This window comes from Ignavibacteriales bacterium (assembly GCA_026390815.1).
Taxonomy (GTDB): Bacteria; Bacteroidota; Ignavibacteria; order Ignavibacteriales; family SURF-24; genus JAPLFH01.
Genome location: JAPLFH010000041.1, coordinates 105,931 through 127,075, shown reverse-complemented (window position 1 = coordinate 127,075; position 21,145 = coordinate 105,931). Strand labels below are relative to the sequence as shown.

Here is a 21,145-nt window from a genome sequence, read left to right as displayed (position 1 = left end):
TTAAGAATACTATGTTATAATAAAAATCTATCAGGATTGAATGAAATATTTAAAATTGACGAGTTGATTACTAAACATGAATCAGTTAAAATTGAGGTGCATAGCAGAAGAAGGTATTGAAAAATGATTTATACACTTAAATTAAAATGAGCCAAACAGATTCAATACAACGCCAATCCGTTGACCGTTTTCTCGAGATGATAAAATCTTCCCGCAGGGGAAAGTTTAAGGTTTATATCGGAATGGCTGCAGGTGTAGGTAAAACATATAGAATGCTTCAGGAAGCTCATCAATTATTAAAAAGCGGGGTTGACGTTTGTGTTGGGTATGTAGAAACGCATGCTAGAGAAGAAACAGATGCGCTTGTAATAGGTCTCCCGTCAATTCCAAGAAAAAGTATTTTTTATAAAGGACGGAAATTAGAAGAGCTCGACATCGATTCAGTTCTTGTAAGAAAACCGCAGGTTGTTTTAATTGATGAATTAGCTCATACAAATGTTCCCGGCTCAAGAAACACTAAGCGATGGGAAGATGTTAAAGAAGTTTTAGAAAATGGAATAAATGTGATCAGCACTGTAAATATTCAACATATTGAAAGTATCAGAAGTCAAGTGGAAAAAATAACAGGTGTTGAAATAAAAGAGCGTGTACCGGATAGTATAATACATCTTGCAGATGAAGTTGTGAACATCGATTTAACTATTGACGAGTTAATACAGCGGTTAAAGGATGGAAAGATTTATGATCAGAATAAAGTTAGCCTTGCATTGAACAATTTTTTTCAACAGGATAAACTCCTTCAATTAAGGGATCTGGCATTAAAGGAAGTTACCCGACAGGTTGAAAGGAAAATAGATAATGAAGTTTTAACACCTCAAAAGGAAAATGCTGTTTTAACATGTATTAGTTCTAATTTTAAAAGTGCATCAAATTTAATTCGTAAGTCATCGCGTCTTGCAGCAATCAATAATTCCAAGTGGTATGTTTTATATATACAAACTCCAGAAGAAACTCCAGAGAGGATAAATAGTTCGGTCCAGCGGCATTTGTTAAATAATTTAAAAATGGCCACTGAATTAAATGCGGAAGTAGTTAAGGAAATAAGCGCTGATGTTGCAAAATCAATTTTAGAATTTGCGAAAAAAAAAGAAGTAGGTGTTATTGTTATTGGTAAACCATATTCATCATTTTTCCAGCAATTGTTCGGGAAAAAAATTGTTGGGGAATTGATTAAACAAACAGAAAAGTTAAACATTGATATACTGATGGTTTCGTACAATGAGAAAACTTAAAACGAAAATACTTTTAATATTATTATTCTTTTCATTTATAATTCTTCTGCTTGGACTTGTTGGTTCCAGCTTCATAAGAGAATTGGCAAAAGATTCCAAAGCTATAATACAGGATAATTATAAGTCAGTACAGTACGCCACGGAAATGCAGCATTCAGTCTCCATGATGTATCAAAACGCTCTTTTACTTTTTAATAATCAAATACCTGATACAGAATTTGCAAAACAATTTATTATACATAAAAATAAATTCGAAAAGAATTTTGAATTGGAATCTAAAAACATTACCGAAACAGGTGAAAAAGAATTAGTAAGAAACCTGAATGAAAGTTACATGAATTTTAAGATTCTCTTCGACCAGATAAAAATTTCTAATGCAATATCTAATAAAATTAATCTGAAGAATAAAAATCTATTAACATACTCTCAAATCAATGACAAGTTTGAAGATATTATTAATCTGGTTAATGGTATTTATAACATTAATATGGAAGCGATTCTAAGGAAGAATTTAATAGCAGATAATACGGCACACCGGGTTTCAACATACATGATAATAACCGGAACTGTAAGTTTAATTATTTCCTTATTGTCGCTCTTTTATTTCCCGGGTTATCTTGTAAAACCAATACATCAACTCACTGAAAAAATTAATGAGATTACAAGAAGAAATTACAACCAGCAGTTAAATATAAAATCGTTGGATGAAATTGGCGATTTGGCTAAGTCGTTTAACCATATGGCTGAAAGATTAAGAGAATATGAGCAAAATAACCTGCATCAATTGCTAATTGAAAAAAAACGAGTTGAAGCTATTCTTCAGAATATGAATGATGCAGTGCTTGTAATTGATGAAAATAAAATCATAGTATCTATCAATAAAACTGCATTAGAATTATTTGGATTAAAGGATAATGAAATTATTGGAAAATATGCCCCAGACGTTGCAACACATAATGATCTCATAAGGGAAATTATAAAAGATATAATTCCCCGGTTTGATGGTAATACCCAAGCCGAAAATAAACCAATTCAAATTTTTATTAATAATAAAGAAAGTTTCTTTTCCAAAGAAGTAATTGAAATTAAACTTGCTGAAAATGGTTTTGAGCAAAATTCAATTGGTTATGTTTTAGTATTAAAAAACATTACCAGTTTCGAAGAACGCGATACTGCTAAAACAAATCTGATTGCAACAGTTTCCCACGAACTAAAGACGCCGCTTTCATCCATTAATCTTAGTCTAAAACTACTTGAAAACGATAAGATCGGAACAGTAAATGAAGAGCAGAAAAAAATATTGCAGGCGATAAGACAACAAACCGTACGATTATCCAAGATGGTAAATGAACTGCTGGATTTCTCGCAGACTGAATCGGGTAATATAAAATTAAATATTACAACAGTTAAACCAGAAGATATTATTGAGTATGCAGTATTAGCTTTGGTTATGATATCAGCCGAAAAGAATATCCAGTTGAATACTAAGATAGAAGAGAACTTACCGAAGATTCAGGCAGATATTGAAAAAACTGTTTGGGTGCTTGTTAACCTTATAAATAATGCTATAAGGTACACCAATGAAAATGGAGATATTCAAATAGTTTGTAGGAAAGAAAATAACTTTGTGATATTTTCTGTGATAGATAAGGGAGCAGGGATTGCACCGGAAGATCAGGAAAAAATATTTAAAAAATTTATTCAAGTAGGAAGTAATCCTAAAGGAAGAGGATTAGGGTTGGCTATTTCAAAAGAATTTGTTTTATCCCAGGGTGGAAATATTTGGTTGAAGAGTGAAATTGGTATAGGAAGTAATTTTTCCTTTAGTATACCGGTTTAATTAAGCCGAGCATTTTTATTGAATAATAAATATTGAATTAATATTAAACAACTAATAATATAATGATGAATTCTCCGACAAAAGTTAGTTTATACAAAATAGGTTTTGGTTATAGAATGGGTTATTTAAAATAAGGATTTAGTTTAATGAACAACAAATATTTAACTTCTGCAGATGAAACAACTCAACTGAAATACCTGCTTGCAAAAGATGATATTGATGATATAAGGTTTGCCTGTAGAATTATTTCAAACAGGCTGCAGCTTGAAATTCCTTCAACTAAAATAGCTTTGTTTCAGAATGAAATAACTATTTTAAAAATTGGGAGTAGTAAGGAATATATATTTAACATTGAATTGGATCAGGATAATTTATTTTTGGAATATCTTTTTAGCGCACCTTTGCATTTGTTCAAAAATCATTATGAAGTTGATGAAATAACACTTAACAAAATAAAAGAAACAATTTTGCTTCTTGGTTTTAAAAACGAGAAAGTAAGAAAAATAAAGAACGGGGAATTGGTAAATAAAAAGGAAACTTATAGGATTGAAGTATCAAGAAGAAGAAGATATTAATTTTCTTTAATTTCCAACTTCCCCTATGTTGAACTTTCAAAATTAAAATGGAAAGGATGTACTAGTTAACACATCCTCTCCATAAGAACGCCTACCAAAATAAACAAACTCTCAACAGCACTATTAAATTCTATTATTTCTTTCCTTTGTTTAGGATCTTATGCATAACACTGTGTTTCCTTCCATAGAAAACATAAATGAATCCGCCAATCAAAAGCCAGATGAACAGGCGCAGCCAATTTTCTTCCGGTAGAGAGAACATCAGAAGTAAACAGGTTGCTATACCCGCAATTGGTACAAATGGAAAGAAAGGAGCTTTAAATGGTCGCTCAGCATTTGGATGAGTTTTACGCATAATCAAAACTGCAGAACAAACAATTACAAATGCAAACAAGGTTCCGATATTTACAAGCTCAGCTAATATTCTTAACGGTAATAGTCCGGCTAAGGTAGCTACAAATATTCCAGTTAGTATTGTAGACTTCCATGGTGTTCTGAATTTTTCGTGAACTGCACCAAAAATACTTGGTGGTACCAAACCATCGCGCGCCATTGCTAAAAATATTCTTGGCTGGCTTAACATCATAACAAGGAGTACAGACGTAATACCTGCAATTGCACCAAATGAAATTAGTAATTGAGCCCATGGCAATCCAACTTGTGCAAATGCATTTGATACTGGTGAATCGATATTGATTTTATCATAAGGAACCATCCCAGTTAGAATTGCCGCAACTGCAATATATAAAACTGTGCAAAGCAACAGGGAAGTGATGATGGCGATTGGAACATCCCGCCGTGGATTTTTAGCTTCTTCAGCGTGGGTTGAGATGGAATCGAAGCCGATGTAAGCAAAGAAAATAGTTGCAGCCGCGGCAAGCATTCCAACCGGTGCGCCGCCCAATCCTGTTTGTCCCCAAATTGTTTTTCCAAAAAAGCTAATTCCGGAAAAACCATACGGAGCAAAGTTTTTCCAATTTGCAGGATCAACGTAAAACGCACCAACAACAATTACAAACAAAACTATAATAAGTTTAATGATTACCATCGTTGCATTAAATCCTGCGCTTTCCTTTATTCCTTTTACAAGAATAAATGTAACAATTGCCGCAATTAGAATTGCTGGTAAATCTATTATTGTACCCGTTACAGCAAGCAATCCCGAATCGGGATTGAAATCGAAGGGCGCCCGCGTCATCGCAAAAGGGAGTTTTATTCCAATGATGCCAATGAAATCCTGGAAGTAAGCAGACCAGCCATGTGCAACAGTAGCAGATGCTACTGCATATTCAAGTATTAAATCCCAACCAATTATCCATGCGAATAATTCACCTAAAGTTGCGTATGCATAAGTATAAGCCGAACCAGCTATTGGAACCATGGAAGCAAATTCGGAATAGCAGAGCGCTGCAAATACACATGCAAGACCAGCAACAACAAATGATAAAATGATTGCAGGACCAGCTTTATCGTGTGCGGCTACTCCGGTAAGAACAAAAATTCCTGTTCCAATAATTGCTCCAACGCCAAGACTTGTTAGTGCAACTGGACCAAGAATTCTTCTTAGCCGATTTTCACCTTTCATTTCTTCAAGACAAAGTTCAAGCGGCTTTTTAGCAAACAGTTGGTTCATAATTTTATACCTTTAATTATAACAATGAATTTTAGCAAATAAACTTTTGCGAAAATCGGAATAAGAAACCAATTATGCAATTAAAATAAAGGCAGGATAAAAAAATTATTCGTTTTTCGTATCGCGAGACATCAAATCTGTTGTAGCTTGAACTGCATCTTTATCTTCAAAAAGTACTTTGTATACTTCACTAACGATTGGTGTTTCAACATTATATTTTTCGGCAAGCTGTTTAACTGATGCGCAAGAATCTATTCCTTCAGCAACCATATTCATGGATTTCAGAATTTCTTTTAATGTTTTCCCTTCCCCGATTTTTTCGCCAACAAACCTATTGCGGCTATGCTTGCTCATACAAGTTACAATCAAGTCTCCCATACCGGAAAGTCCCCAGAAAGTATCTGCCTTTGCACCCATTGCAACACCAAGGCGGGTAATCTCAGCAATACCACGGGTCATAATTGCTGCTTTCGTATTATCCCCAAATTTTGCACCGTCAATTATTCCAGCGCCAATAGCAATAACATTTTTTACTGCACCACCTAATTCAACACCAAGAATATCTGTGGAAGAGTAAACTCTGAAGTAAGAAGTAATAAATGCAGCTTGTATAATTTTGGAAGTATCACTTGTTTTTGAAGCAGCTACAACTGCTGTTGGAATTCTTCTGCTAACTTCCTCTGCATGACTTGGGCCCGACAAAACGCCAATTTGTTCATAAGCAAGCTGTGGAATTTCCTCTGCTATCATTTGTGACATAGTTAGAAGAGTACCGGTTTCAATTCCTTTTGCAACACTAACAAATATTGAGTTTTTTATTTGAGAGTAGGGTAGTTTTTTTATAACACTTCGCAAAAATTGCGAAGGCACAGCCAAAACTATTAAGTTCTTATCATCAGAAACTTCATCAAGCTGATGCGTAATTTCTATTTCTTTTGGAATTTGGATACCAGGCAGGTATAATTTATTTTCTCTGCTTTTTAATAGCTGTTTGGCATAACGTCTATTATATTCCCACAGGGAAACTTTATGACCATTGTAATGAAGCAGAATTGCAAGAGTGGTTCCCCATCCACCAGCGCCTAATACTAAAATTTTCATAGCAAATACTTTGTTTTCGTTTGCTTTCAATATAAAAAAAATAAGGCGAAATTCATCGCCTTATTTTAACTTTTTAGTAACACTTAAGTTTTTATTTTTTCTTTTTGAAAAGATTGATCTGTCTTTCTGTACCTTGATAAATTCTTTTTACATTTGTACGATGTGTAAAAAGAATTAAGCCCACTATCCCAATTGTAAACGGAAGAATAATATTGTAACCTGGAATATTTACTCCAAAAATATTCTCTCTTACAATCAAAATTAAAGGAACTGAAACAGCAGCTAAAATAGAACCGAGTGAAATATATTTTGTAATAACAACAACTATCGTGAATACAGCTAAAGCAAAAAGCATGTCTACAGTAATTAAAGTTAACAGAAATCCAAGAGCAGTTGCAATCCCTTTTCCACCACGGAAACCCGCAAAGATCGTCCATACATGTCCTAACACTGCTGCTATACCGGCAAAAATCTGAATTAAGGTAAAATCATCAAAAGGAGTTAGGTTTTGAAAAGGGATATTACCATAATGTAAACGTGCAACAAATATAACCGCAATTGCTCCTTTGAATGCATCAAGAACAATTGTAAGGATGCCGTATTTCCAACCCATTATGCGGAATACGTTTGATCCACCTGCGTTTCCGCTCCCGTAATCGCGAATATCTATTCCTTTAATTAATTTGCTTAGAATTATACTTGTTGGGATTGAACCAACTAAGTAGGACAGTATTATTATTAATGAAAGTAAGTACATAAAACTATTCTTATTTTTTTTTACAAGTGAATTTTAGTTATTAACCGATCAAATTGCAAGATAATTAGTTCGTAACATTATAATTTTTCTTGTATCATTTTTTTAAACATTTCCACATCTTCCTGTGAAGTGATTTTGAAATTTAAAACAGAACCCGCTACTATTTTTACATTGTATCCTGCTCTAACTACCAGCATCGATTCATCTGTACCATAAAAATTTTCCCTTAATGCTAACCCCATAGATTTTTTTAATATCTCATATCTAAATATTTGCGGAGTTTGTACATGGAAAATATTTTCTCTATCGATATAAGAATGAACAACATCTTTGCCTTTAATTAAAGTGTCGCTATTTTTTAAGCAGACCAGAATATTATCGAAAATTTTAGCTGCTTTTAAAGCGTTTTCTAAAATTTCATTTGAAAGTAAAGGTCGGGCTGCATCGTGCACTGCTATCAAATCATTTTTATCTGCTTCAAAGGAAACTAAAGCATTGTAAACAGAATCCTGTCTTTCCTTTCCACCCTCAACTATCTTTTTCATTTTAGTAATTTGATATTGATCCGTGCGTTCTTTTATCAAATTGAAAAAATCTTTCTGCGCAGCAACAACGATTTCATCAACCAAAGAACAATGCTGAAATATCTCCAGCGTATAAATCAGGATTTCTTTTCCATTAATTTGATGATACTGTTTTGGCAAGGATTCACCGAACCGTTTTCCCTGTCCACCCGCCGGAATAATTGCTACTGTTTTCATCAAATTTGTTTTTAGAAATCCCTTAATTTTAGAAATTGTAACTTAATGAAATTTGATTTTGAGATATTTTAACTTCAACTGATTGTAATGCCACTATTGAAAAAACTACACCTGCAACTCCACAAACTACTCCACCAATAATAGCCCAATCTCTATCATTTTCAAGTTCATCAGTATCAATTTTTGTATTGGGAATCAATCCTTTCAAACCATTTAAAGCATTAATTGCATCAGATTTATCACTTGCCTTTTTTATAAAATGATAAGCACCAATAAAACCTAAACATCCTACTGTCAATAAAGGTAAACGAGGATATTCTTTTATAGTCTGTTTTGATAGTTCATTATTTGAATTTTGCAATAAACTTTTTTTCTTAGATTCCTCGCACATTTTTTTTAATTCAACATAGGCTTGTACTTCTTCTTTGGTCAAGGTTTCTTTTTGTTGTAAACTCAGAAATAATTTATCATTGCAAGGATTATCCTTTGATTGGATAATGTTATTTTCATTTTCTTTGATTTTAACTGTATCAATAATTGTACTTTTAAATGAATCATTAAATGCAATTTGTTCAATTTTTAAAATAAAAGATTTTGCAATTGCTATTTCTTTGTCATTAATTTGTATTACTACTGAACCTTGGAATTCTTTTATAATTTTTACATTCTTATAAATTTTCCCATCTTTCAGATAAATATCTTCACAAAACAAATTGAGTGAAAGTATTATATAAAAAATTGATAATAATAAAAGTAAACTTTTCATGAAGCCACCCTTATGTTTAATTAACAAATTTCGTTAATAATTAAAAGCTATCAACTATATACTACTTATATTATTAGCATTGCATCGCCATAACTAAGGAAGCGGTAATTATCTTTAAGTGCTTTCTTATATGCTTTTATTAAAAAGTCGTAACCGGCAAATGCAGCAGCAAGCATAATTAACGTTGATTCCGGTGCATGGAAATTAGTTATCAGCGCATCAGCAATTTTAAACTCATAAGGTGGAAAGATGAATTTATCTGTCCAGCCACGATTAGGTTTTACAAAACCTTCTGCAGTTACACTGCTTTCAAGTGCACGGCAGGAACTTGTTCCAACAACAAAAACTTTTTGTTTTGAAATAATAGTTTTGTTTATTGCTTCGGCAGTCGCTTCAGAAATTTCGAAGAATTCAGAATCCATTTTATGCTTTGTCAAATCTTCTACTTCCACAGGGCGAAATGTACCAAGACCGATGTGAAGAAGTATTGGAACTATCTTTATTCCTTTTTTCTTAATCTTTTCAATCAGTTCATTTGTAAAATGTAAACCAGCAGTTGGTGCTGCAACTGCGCCATCTACCTTTGCAAAAACTGTCTGGTAGTTTTCTTTATCTTCAGGAACCGGATCTCTTTTAATGTATGGTGGTAGCGGTGTTTGACCAATTTTTTCTACAGCCTTAAAAATATTGCCTGGCTGATTGAATCGAACTGTTCTTCCGCGTGAAGTTGTATTATCTATAACTTCGCACCAGAGTTTATCATTAAAATAGATTCTGTTTCCTATCCTTACTTTTCTTGCAGGGTCAACAATTACATCCCAAATACATTCTTCCTTATTTAGTTCTCTAAGTAAAAAGACTTCAATTTTAGCGTTTGTTCGTTCTTTCTTGCCATATAATCTTGCTTGAATTACCTTTGTTTCATTAATTACGAGTGTATCACCTTTTTCCATAAAATCAATAAGGTCACTAAACTTTTTGTTTTCTATAGCTTGATTTTCCCGCTTCAAAACCATCATCTTAGCGGAATCTCTTTTTGCTACTGGAAATTTTGCGATAGCATTTTTAGAATAATTGTATTTAAAATCGGATAGTTTCATTTGCTCTCCTTCATTCAATCATTTAAAACAATTGCAAGTTGATGACACAGATTTTACTGGTAAAATATTTTGTACTAGTTTAACCTGTGTCATCTGCATGCTGTTTTTATTTTATTTTTTCTTAGAAGCTTTAACTTTTTTTTCTGCTGGTTTTTTAGCGGCAGTTTTAGCTTTCGCTTCATTTACAACTGCTCTGGCAGCAGCTAAACGTGCAATAGGAACTCTAAATGGTGAACAGCTTACATAGTTCAATCCTAATTGATGACAGAATTCTACTGAAGCTGGTTCGCCGCCATGCTCTCCGCAAATTCCAATCTTCAAATCAGGGCGAACGCTTCTTCCTTTAGTTACAGCCATTTGCATTAGTTGACCAATTCCTTCGAAATCGATAACCTGGAATGGATCTACGGGAAGAATTTTTTTATCCAAATATTCAGGTAAAAATCCTCCAATATCATCACGCGAATAACCAAAACCCATTTGAGTTAAATCGTTTGTTCCGAACGAGAAAAATTGTGCATATTCAGCAATCTTATCTGCAGTCAGACAAGCGCGTGGTATTTCAATCATTGTTCCAACAAGGTGAGGAATTTTCTTTATGTTGAATTTGGCACAGACTTCTTTGTAAATCTTTTCAATCAATTTGTATTGATGTTTTAATTCAGTTTCAACACCAACAACAGGAATCATAATTTCCGGAAAAGGCTTCTTACCTTCCTTAAGCAATTCTGCTGTTGATTCAAAAATTGCTCTTACCTGCATTTCAGTAACTTCCGGATAAGTTATTCCCAAACGAACACCACGGTGTCCCATCATCGGATTGTTTTCATGTAAAGCTTCTGCTCTTTCATTCAAATCATCCAATGAAATTCCAAGACTTTCAGATAACTTAATTCTTTCTTCTTCACGTTGAGGAACAAATTCGTGAAGTGGTGGATCGAGCGTTCTGATAGTAACGGAATATCCATCCATTGCTGCAAGTGTACCTTTAATATCTTTTTTAACATAAGGGAATAATTCATCAAGCGCAGCACGTCTTTCTGCTTCTGTTTTAGATACGATCATCTTTCTTAATTTGAATAACGGTTCTTCTGAGTGCTTTCCATAAAACATGTGTTCCGTTCTGAACAAACCGATACCTTCTGCACCAAAGGCACGTGCTCTCGCTGCATCTTCCGGTGTGTCTGCGTTTGTTCTTACTTTCAATCTTCTAACCTGATCGCATATTTTCATGAATGCAACGAACTCTGGATTATCTTCAGCAGCCTTCTTCATTGGAAGTTGACCAAGATAAACAGTACCCTTGCTACCGTTAAGAGTTATATAGTCGCCTTCTTTTATTGTATCACCGTTAACTACGAATGTTTTTTCTTCAAGGTTCACTTTTACAGTTCCAGCTCCAACAATACAGCATTTTCCCCAACCACGTGCTACCAATGCAGCGTGGGAAGTCATTCCGCCGCGTGCGGTTAGAATTGCTTGTGCTGCTCTCATTCCTTCAATATCTTCTGGATTTGTTTCTTCACGAATTAATATAACAGTCTTACCTTCTTTTGCCCATGCAACAGCATCGTTTGCCGTGAATACAACTTGTCCGGAAGCTCCGCCAGGACCAGCCGGCAATCCTTTTGCAATTGGTTTTGCTTTTAATTCAAATGCAGGATCAATAATAGGATGAAGAAGTTCATCGAACTGAGCAGGTTGAACACGCATTACAGCTTCTTCTTTTGTGATCAATTTTTGTTTGTACATATCAAGAGCCATCTTTACAGCAGCAGGACCATTACGTTTTCCTACGCGGCATTGCAGCATATAAAGTTTTCCATCCTGAATTGTAAATTCTATATCAAGCATATCACGGTAATGATTTTCGAGAGAGCGCTGAATTTTATGAAGTTGTTTATATGTTGCTGGCATTGCAGTTTCCAGCGAAGAAAGATGTTCTGTATGTTCACTCTTTCCAATTTCGTTTATTGGATTTGGAGTTCTTATTCCAGCTACAACATCTTCACCCTGTGCATTTGCCAGCCACTCACCATAAAAATAATTCTCACCAGTGGCAGGATTTCTTGTGAATGCAACACCAGTTGCAGATGAATCGCCCATATTGCCAAATACCATTGATTGAACGTTTACTGCGGTTCCCCACTCATCAGGAATTCCTTCTATTCTTCTGTAAGAGATAGCACGTTTTCCATTCCAACTTTGGAATACAGCATTGATTGCACCCCATAACTGTTGCATTGGATCTTCAGGAAATGTTTTTCCAAGAACTTCTTTTATTTTTGCTCTGTAGATATCGATCAGTTCTTTCAAATCATCAGCGCTTAAATCAGTATCGTTGTGAGCTCCGCGAGATTGTTTCATCTTTTCCAATTCTCTTTCAAGTTGCGCACGAACCCCCATACCTTCCACTACTTCTACACCAGAAGCTTTTTCCATAACAACATCAGAATACATTTGAATTAACCGGCGTTGTGAATCGTAAACGAAACGTGGGTTATTGGTTCTCTTAATTAATCCTTCACGTGTTACATCATTCAATCCAACATTAAGAATAGTTTCCATCATTCCCGGCATTGATGCACGCGCACCGCTACGAACAGAAACTAATAAAGGATTATTTGGATCGCCAAACTTTGCACCCATTACTTTTTCAACTTTGGAAAGAGCATCTTTTAGCTGTGCTTCTAATTCTTTAGGATGTTTCTTTCCATATTTCATATAATAAGTACAAACTTCAGTTGTAATTGTAAAACCTGCCGGAACGGGCAATCCGATATTTGCCATTTCTGCAAGATTTGCACCTTTACCACCGAGTAGATTTTTCATTTCTGCTTTTCCATCTGCCTTACCTGGCAGAAAAGAATAAACATATTTTGGTTTTTTGTCAGCCATATTTTTTCTCCAATTATTTAGTGAATAAAAATAAAATTTCTTCGTTCATTATATATTCCCGGCAGTAATTTTTCTTTACTGCGAAGAAGTAAAGTTGTTAATATTTTCTAAAATCAATTTTTCAAATTCTTCTTTGTTGTCAATCTCAAGTTCAATTTTCAAGTAATATATATCAATATCGTCAAGCTCTTTGCTAAACTCAGTTAGTTTTACAGCATCTTTGGCAGTTGTTATAACTGAATTTGCGTTAGTTGAATAAAACTTTTTTCTTATCAACTGAATTTCTTTTTCTGCATAATGTTTATGATCCTGGAAAATAAGTTGATTTGTAACATCAATATTATATTGTTTTAACGCATTTAAGAAAGAGGATGGACGGGCGATACCACTTACAACCAAACTTTTTTGTCCATGGAATTCCTCTGCTTTATAAAACTGATGATTTTTTACATCAACAATGCCGGTTGTTTTATAGTATGCATTGAAAATTTTCTTTCCGCCAAATACTGGAATAAGTACCGAAGGAATAGGGAAGTAATCAGAAAATTTTCTATTTATAATAATTGCATCCGCACGTTTGATAGAAGAGAAAGGTTCCCGCATTAATCCAGTTGGAAGAAGGTTCTGATCCATTCCACCGGGTTTACTTAAAAACATTTGATCGAAAATAAGAATATCCAAATCCCGCTTTATCCATCTATGCTGAAATGCATCATCAAGTATGATAGTATTTACACCAGTTTGTTTTATTAATTTCTGTGCGCCTTCAACTCTACTTTCACAAGCGGCTGCCGGCACTTTACATTCCATAGCCGTAAGAATCAACTCATCTCCGCAAGTTGTAACATCACATAAAATATCTTTACCATCGGAAACAAGTTGAAAGCCTTTTGATTTTCTACCATATCCACGGCTTAGAACTCCAACTTTAATTCCAGCAATCTTAAGCAGATTTGTAATGTAAATTACTGCCGGTGTTTTGCCGGAACCACCGACAACAATATTGCCAACTGAAATAACTTTTGCTTCTACCTTGTGCGATGTAAATATTTCTTTTTCGAAAAAAATATTTCTAAATAAAATAATCCATTTATAAACTGGAATAAGTGGAAACGATATGATTCTTAAAAAAAGCATTAAAAAGTTTCTGCCTCTTTCTGAATTTCATTTAATTTCTTATTACAATCTTCAATTACTTCAGAAGTTTTTTCATATGATAATTCGTTATCAATATAAATCGGATCTGAATAAATAAGGTTTACCTTACTGAAAAATATTGGAACCTGAAATTTATCCCAGCTACTTAGTTCTCTTTTTTTCTGATAACCGGCACCAAGTAATACCAATGGAATTTTTGCTCTCTTAGCTGCAATAACTGCTCCGGCTTTCAATTTTCTTGGAGGACCTTTCGGTCCATCCGGGGTAATTGCAATGGATTTTTCATTCTTTGCGTAATCCACTAAAATTCCAAGAGCAATGCTTCCACCTGTATGGCTAGAGCCCCGCACGACGGTATAGTTGAGTGGTTTAAGCACTCTTTCCAATAAGCCGCCATCTTTACTTTTGCTTACAATTGCCGCAAAGTTTTTATTACGATGAATGAACCAGGGAACTAACATTGTTCCATGCCAGAACGCCAGTACAAAGTTTTGCTTTTCATTATAAAATTTATTTATCGCTTCACTATTTCTAATATTTATCTTTAATGTTTTGCAAAGCAGCATCGTTAACCTGAAAAGAAGATGGTTGCCGATAAACCGCAAAAAATTCTGTTTGTGTTTTTTGAAACTCATCTTTTCTTCAATCAGAATTACTTAAAAAAGTGTAAACAACTTCTGCTGCACGTTTGGCGGCACCGGCTGTTCCCAACTTATGCTTCAACAAACTTAATTTTTGTTTGATTGAATCATATCTATTCTTGTCAATTAAAATTGATTTTACTGTTTCGTAAATCTTTTTAGAGTTTGCATCCTGCTGAAGTAATTCCGGTGCAACCATTTCTTCTGCTACAATATTTACCAGACCAATTCTATCAATCTTGACTATTTTTTTACCAATAAAGAAAGTTAAAGGATTGGTTGAATATACAATAACCATTGGCAGCCCAAACAAACCTGCTTCCAGTGTTGAAGTGCCGGATTTTATAATTCCAATTTGGGATTGTTTATACAAATCGTAAGTATATCCTTTAACTACCTTAAAATTTTCCACTGGTGATATTTCAGCAAAAATCTTTTCTTCAATATCATCCGAACAAGCAACAACAACCTGGAGATTAAATTCCTCGGCTAATTTATTTGCTGCTAAAATTGCTTGCGGGAAAATTTTCTTTACTTCCTGAACCCGGCTGCCCGGAAGCACTAAAAGCATTTCTTGATTTTTATTCAATCCGCATTTTTCAAACAACTCATCCCGACTTAAAAATTTATAATTCTCAATCTGCTCAAGTAAAGGATGACCAATAAATTCAGCATCAATTCCTTCGCGCTTAAACAGCAATTCTTCAAATGGAAGAATAACGAGCATCTTATCAATTAATCTTTTTATTTTTTTTATTCTTCCAGCGCCCCAAGCCCAAACCTGTGGGGAAATAAAATAGATCAGCTTTACATCCAGTGCTTTTAAGCGTGAGGCAATATTTAAGTTAAACCCAGGATAATCTATAAGCACAGCGGTTTTAATATTTCTTTTCTTAACTTCATCAATCAAATTTGCCTGGGCTCTTTTCATAAATGGAATATGCTTTAGAATTTCCACAAGTCCCAGAAATGACATTTGGTTAATATGGTAGAGCAGTTCCATTCCTTCAGCTTTCATTTTGTTACCGCCAATGCCAACAATAGAAATGTTTTTGTCCATCTTTTTCAATTCTTTTACAAGAGATGCTCCGTGCAAATCGCCAGAAGATTCCCCTGCAATTATTAACAGGTTCTTGTTCAAATTCCTCTAATGATTCTTATTAACAACAAAGTTATTGTTACAAATGCAAATGCCTGCAAAGTTCTTCTTTCCGATTTTATACCTGCCTTAAAATTAAATTTAGGTTGAGGAATTCCTGGATTCTTATATGCGGATGCTCTGGGAAAAAACCTTGGAACATTTTTAAAATACTCTTGATAATCTTTACCGAAAGCTTTCTTTAAATATTCTTCTTCTTCTTTGATGATGAATCGATATTGAAAATAGAAGAACAGCAAAGCCAAAATTTGCAGATATGGAAAAATCGCAAAAGACATAACACCCATCCCCAGGTACATTAACATATTGCCAACGTAAAGCGGATTTCTAACATGTGCGAATGGACCGCTTATTACTAAATATGTACCACCAACGCTTCCGGTTGTTCGGGTTTCGCTGCCAGCATAGCTAACACCCCACAGTCGCATCCATTCACCAGCTAATGCAATTATAAAGCCGAAGATAAAACTCCAGACATTTACCCATTGATAAAGGAACATCAGCAAAAGGAACGGGATTGGTGTATAGCTTCTATATTTAAATATTTTTGATTGAAAATTGCTCATTCTTTTTTATGTTTTTAAATATTTATAAATACTAAATCTAATAACCTGTAAATTAGCCTTGCATAAAAACATTTTTGCGTTTTACTTCAGCTTGAAATTTTTTCTTCAACCTTTTTTTGCTTTTTAACTCTTCTAACTTTTTGATAACATCATCAAAGTTTTGAAACGGGAAATAAGTAATGCGGTTTATTTCACAAAATTTCAAAAGAGAATCTTTCGCAAACACATAATCACAAAATTCAATGGGGCATTTATCAGAGTAACCATCGCCTATGTAAATTATATAATCTTCATCACCGCAATTGGAGAGGATGTGATTCCGTTTGCAGTTGCCACAATGTTTACATTCCTCATCACCATAAGGAAATGTTGGAATGATTTGTTCTTCTGCATTTATTTTAGCTTTATTACAAAACACTTCCAGATCAGAAAGCGTTTCTCTTTTCAAAATTTTATCTATGTAAAGATCAAAGCCATCACTTAAAACTCTTACTTCAAAACTATTCAGGTGGCAATAAGCAACGAAACCGGAAAAACTTTTATCAATTTCAATTTTATCCAAGAACTTATCAAAAGCATTTTCATCAAACCGAACATGTTCGAACATTAGGAACCAACTTTCCGGAGAAGTAATTTTATTTTCAATCCATAGCTGGATTATCTCGCTATTCCTTTCCGAATTACCAAAAGAATTAACGAATGCTTCACCAACATCAATTTTAGTGATCGTTCCATCAAAATCGACAAATATTTTAAAGTTCTTTTCGTTCATCTAAGAAAGCCAATCCTTCATTCATAATTATCATCTTTTTAACTTCTACAAATTCGCCAGCGCGCAACCGGTAAAAATAAATACCATTTGGTAGCCTGCCATTAGTAGTTTCAGTTTTGAATGGAATAGCATAGTCACCGTTTTCTTCAACATTATTAACAAGCTCGGCTACTCTTTCAATTTTATCATTATAAATTTCCAATGTAACATTGCATTTACTTGCAACGTGGTATTTAATCAATGTGGAATCTCTGAAAGGATTTGGAGAATTTTGTTCTAATGAAAAATTAAAATTTTCCGGTTTTATAGTATCAAATTCCTTAAAATTTATTTGACCAAGACTGATTTTTTTATGATTGATAACTTTAGTATGAACCTTGTGATGCCGTTTTACTTTAGCTTTCTTTTTTGAATGAGCTTCCGCATTTGTAAATAAAAACAAAACGCACATAACAACTAACATTAACTGAACTACGAATTGAACATGAGAGTCTTCGGTTAAATTCGAAACTGTCCCAATTATATTTTCATTAAGTAACAACATTTAAATCCTCATTAAATTGAACACTTACTAATCTGGAAATACCTTCATCCTGCATTGTAACTCCGTACATAGTTTCAGCAGCTTCCATAGTGCGCTTATTGTGGGTAACCATAATAAACTGTGTGCTTGCACTAAACTCTTGTATAATTTTTGTGAATCTATCAACGTTTGCGTCATCAAGCGGAGCATCAACTTCATCCAGAATGCAGAAGGGGCTTGGTTTAACTAAATAGATGGAGAATAAAAGTGCAATAGCCGTTAGCGTTTTTTCTCCTCCGGAAAGCAGCTCGATTGAAGTTGGGCGTTTACCTTTTGGCTTAGCTATAATCTCAATCTTTGCTTCAAGCGGGTCTACGTTTTCCTCTAAATTCAGATCGGCTTCATCGCCAGGATTAAAAAGCGAACGGAAAATCTTGGTAAAATTTTCCTTAATCTTTTCAAAAGTTTCCAGGAAAAGATTTTGTGCATTGATATTAATCTCTTCAATGGTTTTGATCAGATCTTTTTCAGAATCGACCAGATCATTTCTTTGTTTGTGCAAAAATTCCAACCGTTGCTTTTCTTCTTCATATTCGGAGTATGCAAGAAGATTGATTGGTCCCAAATTTTTAATCTGTTGTTTGTAATTATGAACTTCGTTAGTTCTTTCTTCAAAGTTAAAAGCATCAAGGTCTTCAAATTCTTTTAATTCAAGTGCAAGTGAATAATTTTCTTTTATATGTTCAATAAGATTATCAATCTTCAGATTTATTTCATTCAACCTAATATCCAGGGAATGAATTTCTTCAAGCAGTTTATCGCGTTCTTTTCTAAGTTCAGAAAGTTTCTTTTCCAGTTCGCTCGCCAGGAGTTTATTTGCTTTTAGATTTTCGAATATCTCACTTTCAACCGCAGTTAGCTTTCTTTTTGTTTCTTCAAGATCATCCAATTCCAATTGGTTGTCTTCGGCAATTGATTGAAGTGCAATTAACTCTTCTTCTGTACTGGAAATATCAATCTCTCTTTTACTAATCGACTTTTTAATATTCTCTTTGGTTTGCTTCGACCGGTCGATTGCATTTTCAAGATTTTTCTTTTCACCAATCAATCTTTCTAATTCCAGTTTAGCCTGGTTATACAAAGTGAATGTTGAATTAAAATCTTCTTCAGCAGATTTAACATCATCACCGATTGACACTAAAACTTTTTCAACACTTTCCTTTTCAGCAGTTTCATCCTTTAATATTTCTGTAAGAGAAATAACTTCGTTATCCGTACGATTCGATTTACTTGCAAGATCCTGAATTTCGGTTCTGAGCTTTTCTATTTCATCAGAAGATTTTTTCTTCTCAAATTCAAACTGGGCAATTTGTTTTTCGATGTTGGCAAGATCGTTTAAAAGAATTCTGTTCTGATCTGATAATTCTTTTAAATTAATTTCTTCAATCTTCTCTTCCGTTTCCCTAATCTGCGCTTTTATTTTTTCAAGATTTGCTTCATATTTTGGGAATTCATTCCGTAAATTCTGAAGAAGTTTCTTTCTACCAAAAAGAGTTTCATCAAGCTTTGGAAGCGAGCCAGCTTCAATCAAACCGCTCTCGTGAATAAAATCACCATTCAAAGTTGTAAAATTAAATCCACGATACTTTTTGCTAAGTACAAATGCAGATTCCAGATCTTCAGCAATTGCAGTACGCATTAATATTTTGTTAAAGAATGGTTTCCACCTGTCATCCGATTGAACAAAAGCGTTTGCCCACCCGGTAAATCCTTTTTCTTTCTGGATCAGCTTTGCTTTTCGGTTGAGTGAAAAGTTTTGAAATTTATCTAATAAAGTTTTTTTAATGTTATCATCCATTCCAAGAACAAGGAATGAAGCTTTGCCCAGATCATTCTTCTGTAAATAATCTATTGCCCTTTGCAGATCATCGAAAGTATCCACAAGAAGATTGTTCAGAACATTTTTAAGTGCGGCTTCAATTGCAAACCTGAATTTATCTTCAGATTCGCCAACATCAGCAAGCAAAGTTTTTTCCTTTTCAGTCCAACCGTCACTTTCGATTAAAACTTTTGCTCCTTTAGAAACACCTTCCAGGTTGTTTATTAAACTTTGCAGAAAATCTATTTTATCAGTAACTGCTCTTATTACGCTTCGTTCCTCAATCTCTTTACCTTTCAAATCGGTCAATTTTTTTTCCAGCGCAGCTTTTTCACTTTGCTTTTGAAGGAAGAGTTTGTCCCATTCACTAAGTTTTTTCTCAGTCTCAGTTTTTTCCTGTTCAAGTTCTTCAAGATAGCCAACTGTCTTGGCAATGTGGTTAGTGATTGAAAGAATCTTATCATTCAGCTTATCAATTGCAGAATTAGTTTCATCTAAAGTTTTTTGAAGATTAGCAAGTTGATTTTCCTTTCGCGTAAGTGCAATGGATTTTTCCTGTACTTCATCGTTTTGTTTCTTTAGTACAATTTTCTTTTCATCAAGCTGATTCCTTTTTTCATCAAGCTGAACTTCTTCATTTTCAATGTACTTGGCTTTTTCGGAAATTGAAAAGATTAATTCTTCTATTTTTTTATGAGTAGTTGTTATAAAATCATTAGATTCTTCATCCTGAAAATGAAGTTCTTCAAGTTCCTGCCTATATCTTCCAAGATTTTTTTCAAGTGATTTTTTTCTTTCGGCTGCTACAGAAAGAGCATTTTGAATGCGGTGGATCTTTTCGTTTTGACCTGAAATTTCTTTCCGCTTTTCATTTAAAGTACTCTCAATTCCGGAAATCTTTTCGCGTAGTAGATTTAATTCATCTTCCAAATTTCTCAATTCGGATTCAATCTGAATTTTCTGATTGAAGAAAACTTCTTTTTCATCTTTGAACGAAGTTCTTTTTTTATTCCAAAGAGAAAATTCTCTTTCTGATAAATCAAGTTCAAGTTCTCTTAGAATAGTAGAAACACGATTATATTTGTCCGCTTTCTTAGCCTGTCTTTCCAGGGAGTTAACTTGCTTTTCAACTTCTGTGACGATGTCATTAACTCTTGTTAAATCGCGGCGGATGTCTTCAAGTTTTTTTAAAGATAATCTTCTGCGTAGTTTATATTTGTTTACTCCGGCAGCTTCTTCAAACATAGTTCGCCGCTCATCAGCTTTGTTACTAAGTATCGTTTCAACCATCTTTAACTCAATAACGGAATAAGCGTTTGTTCCCATTCCGGTATCCATAAAAAGATTGGTGATATCCTTAAGCCGGCAAATGTTTCTGTTAAGCAGATATTCGCTTTCACCCGAGCGGAAAATTCTGCGGGTGATAGTTACTTCTGTATACTCGGTTGGTAAAATTCCCAGATCATTTATAATAGTTAATGAAACCTCAGCCATCCCCATCGGTTTTCTATTCTGTGTTCCGTTGAAGATTACATTTTCCATTTTGTCGCTACGCAGAGTAGTAGTGCGTTGCTCGCCCAATGCCCATCGGATTGCATCCACTATGTTTGTTTTTCCGCAACCATTAGGACCAACAATTGCTGTTACACCTTTATTAAAATCTATAATGGTTTTATGGGCAAACGACTTAAATCCGAATATCTCTAACTTTGATAGATACAATT

17 protein-coding genes are annotated in these 21,145 nt (G+C 34.1%); 3 read left to right on the top strand and 14 right to left on the bottom strand.

What is annotated here, in order from left to right; genetic code table 11:
• The first annotated feature begins 146 nt into the window (after positions 1–146).
• From NTX22_13210 to NTX22_13200, 3 genes are all read left to right on the top strand, one after another.
• Positions 147–1,292: a DEAD/DEAH box helicase family protein gene (locus NTX22_13210; protein MCX6151483.1), complete on the top strand. Its 1,146-nt coding sequence runs from the start codon at positions 147–149 to the stop codon at positions 1,290–1,292.
• Entirely contained in the window at positions 1,279–3,132 is a 1,854-nt protein-coding gene (locus NTX22_13205; protein MCX6151482.1) for an ATP-binding protein, read from the top strand. Before NTX22_13210 ends, NTX22_13205 begins: the two co-directional genes overlap by 14 nt.
• A 146-nt stretch (positions 3,133–3,278) precedes the next feature.
• A complete protein-coding gene (locus NTX22_13200) occupies positions 3,279–3,707 on the top strand; it encodes a hypothetical protein (GenBank protein ID MCX6151481.1) in 429 nt (142 codons plus the stop codon).
• Between the two features lie 133 nt (positions 3,708–3,840).
• On the opposite strand, the gene NTX22_13195 is transcribed toward NTX22_13200, so the two are convergent.
• From NTX22_13195 to smc, 14 genes are all read right to left on the bottom strand, one after another.
• Positions 3,841–5,340, bottom strand: coding sequence for an amino acid permease (locus tag NTX22_13195; protein MCX6151480.1), 1,500 nt, complete (start codon positions 5,338–5,340; stop codon positions 3,841–3,843).
• A 105-nt stretch (positions 5,341–5,445) separates the two neighbouring features.
• Positions 5,446–6,441 carry an NAD(P)H-dependent glycerol-3-phosphate dehydrogenase gene (locus NTX22_13190; GenBank protein ID MCX6151479.1) on the bottom strand — a complete coding sequence of 332 codons (996 nt, stop codon included), beginning with the start codon at positions 6,439–6,441 and terminating at the stop codon, positions 5,446–5,448.
• 91 nt (positions 6,442–6,532) lie between these two features.
• The gene (gene plsY, locus NTX22_13185) at positions 6,533–7,198 is read right to left on the bottom strand and encodes a glycerol-3-phosphate 1-O-acyltransferase PlsY (protein ID MCX6151478.1); all 666 of its coding nucleotides are present in this window, start codon (positions 7,196–7,198) and stop codon (positions 6,533–6,535) included.
• 77 nt (positions 7,199–7,275) lie between these two features.
• Complete coding sequence (gene ispD / locus NTX22_13180; GenBank protein ID MCX6151477.1) at positions 7,276–7,959, bottom strand: 2-C-methyl-D-erythritol 4-phosphate cytidylyltransferase; 684 nt, start codon at positions 7,957–7,959, stop codon at positions 7,276–7,278.
• Between the two features lie 28 nt (positions 7,960–7,987).
• A complete protein-coding gene (locus tag NTX22_13175; protein ID MCX6151476.1) occupies positions 7,988–8,725 on the bottom strand; it encodes a hypothetical protein in 738 nt (245 codons plus the stop codon).
• Positions 8,726–8,790: 65 nt separating this feature from the next.
• Positions 8,791–9,825 (bottom strand): tRNA preQ1(34) S-adenosylmethionine ribosyltransferase-isomerase QueA, encoded by a 1,035-nt coding sequence (gene queA, locus NTX22_13170; GenBank protein ID MCX6151475.1) that lies wholly within the window; start codon positions 9,823–9,825, stop codon positions 8,791–8,793.
• 111 nt (positions 9,826–9,936) lie between these two features.
• Complete coding sequence (ppdK, locus tag NTX22_13165; GenBank protein ID MCX6151474.1) at positions 9,937–12,723, bottom strand: pyruvate, phosphate dikinase; 2,787 nt, start codon at positions 12,721–12,723, stop codon at positions 9,937–9,939.
• A 75-nt stretch (positions 12,724–12,798) separates the two neighbouring features.
• Complete coding sequence (gene lpxK, locus NTX22_13160) at positions 12,799–13,860, bottom strand: tetraacyldisaccharide 4'-kinase (protein MCX6151473.1); 1,062 nt, start codon at positions 13,858–13,860, stop codon at positions 12,799–12,801.
• Positions 13,860–14,516: a lysophospholipid acyltransferase family protein gene (locus NTX22_13155; protein ID MCX6151472.1), complete on the bottom strand. Its 657-nt coding sequence runs from the start codon at positions 14,514–14,516 to the stop codon at positions 13,860–13,862. Before NTX22_13155 ends, lpxK begins: the two co-directional genes overlap by 1 nt.
• Positions 14,517–14,523: 7 nt before the next feature.
• Positions 14,524–15,663, bottom strand: coding sequence for a lipid-A-disaccharide synthase (gene lpxB, locus NTX22_13150; GenBank protein MCX6151471.1), 1,140 nt, complete (start codon positions 15,661–15,663; stop codon positions 14,524–14,526).
• Positions 15,660–16,247 carry an isoprenylcysteine carboxylmethyltransferase family protein gene (locus tag NTX22_13145; protein ID MCX6151470.1) on the bottom strand — a complete coding sequence of 196 codons (588 nt, stop codon included), beginning with the start codon at positions 16,245–16,247 and terminating at the stop codon, positions 15,660–15,662. The genes lpxB and NTX22_13145 overlap by 4 nt, the downstream gene beginning before the upstream one ends.
• A 52-nt stretch (positions 16,248–16,299) precedes the next feature.
• On the bottom strand, positions 16,300–17,019 hold the full coding sequence (locus tag NTX22_13140; protein MCX6151469.1) for an MtnX-like HAD-IB family phosphatase: 720 nt from the start codon (positions 17,017–17,019) through the stop codon (positions 16,300–16,302).
• A complete protein-coding gene (locus NTX22_13135; GenBank protein ID MCX6151468.1) occupies positions 17,000–17,563 on the bottom strand; it encodes a T9SS type A sorting domain-containing protein in 564 nt (187 codons plus the stop codon). The genes NTX22_13140 and NTX22_13135 overlap by 20 nt, the downstream gene beginning before the upstream one ends.
• Entirely contained in the window at positions 17,550–21,143 is a 3,594-nt protein-coding gene (smc, locus tag NTX22_13130) for a chromosome segregation protein SMC (GenBank protein MCX6151467.1), read from the bottom strand. The genes NTX22_13135 and smc overlap by 14 nt, the downstream gene beginning before the upstream one ends.
• Between the last annotated feature and the right edge of the window lie 2 nt (positions 21,144–21,145).

Bases quoted from the DNA above. Each gene is read 5' to 3' on its own strand.
- NTX22_13210 (MCX6151483.1), top strand. From the start codon at position 147: ATGAGCCAAACAGATTCAATACAACGCCAATCCGTTGACCGTTTTCTC.
- NTX22_13205 (MCX6151482.1), top strand. From the start codon at position 1,279: ATGAGAAAACTTAAAACGAAAATACTTTTAATATTATTATTCTTTTCA.
- NTX22_13200 (MCX6151481.1), top strand. From the start codon at position 3,279: ATGAACAACAAATATTTAACTTCTGCAGATGAAACAACTCAACTGAAA.
- NTX22_13195 (MCX6151480.1), bottom strand. From the start codon at position 5,340: ATGAACCAACTGTTTGCTAAAAAGCCGCTTGAACTTTGTCTTGAAGAA.
- NTX22_13190 (MCX6151479.1), bottom strand. From the start codon at position 6,441: ATGAAAATTTTAGTATTAGGCGCTGGTGGATGGGGAACCACTCTTGCA.
- plsY (MCX6151478.1), bottom strand. From the start codon at position 7,198: ATGTACTTACTTTCATTAATAATAATACTGTCCTACTTAGTTGGTTCA.
- ispD (MCX6151477.1), bottom strand. From the start codon at position 7,959: ATGAAAACAGTAGCAATTATTCCGGCGGGTGGACAGGGAAAACGGTTC.
- NTX22_13175 (MCX6151476.1), bottom strand. From the start codon at position 8,725: ATGAAAAGTTTACTTTTATTATTATCAATTTTTTATATAATACTTTCA.
- queA (MCX6151475.1), bottom strand. From the start codon at position 9,825: ATGAAACTATCCGATTTTAAATACAATTATTCTAAAAATGCTATCGCA.
- ppdK (MCX6151474.1), bottom strand. From the start codon at position 12,723: ATGGCTGACAAAAAACCAAAATATGTTTATTCTTTTCTGCCAGGTAAG.
- lpxK (MCX6151473.1), bottom strand. From the start codon at position 13,860: ATGCTTTTTTTAAGAATCATATCGTTTCCACTTATTCCAGTTTATAAA.
- NTX22_13155 (MCX6151472.1), bottom strand. From the start codon at position 14,516: ATGAGTTTCAAAAAACACAAACAGAATTTTTTGCGGTTTATCGGCAAC.
- NTX22_13145 (MCX6151470.1), bottom strand. From the start codon at position 16,247: ATGAGCAATTTTCAATCAAAAATATTTAAATATAGAAGCTATACACCA.
- NTX22_13140 (MCX6151469.1), bottom strand. From the start codon at position 17,019: ATGAACGAAAAGAACTTTAAAATATTTGTCGATTTTGATGGAACGATC.
- NTX22_13135 (MCX6151468.1), bottom strand. From the start codon at position 17,563: ATGTTGTTACTTAATGAAAATATAATTGGGACAGTTTCGAATTTAACC.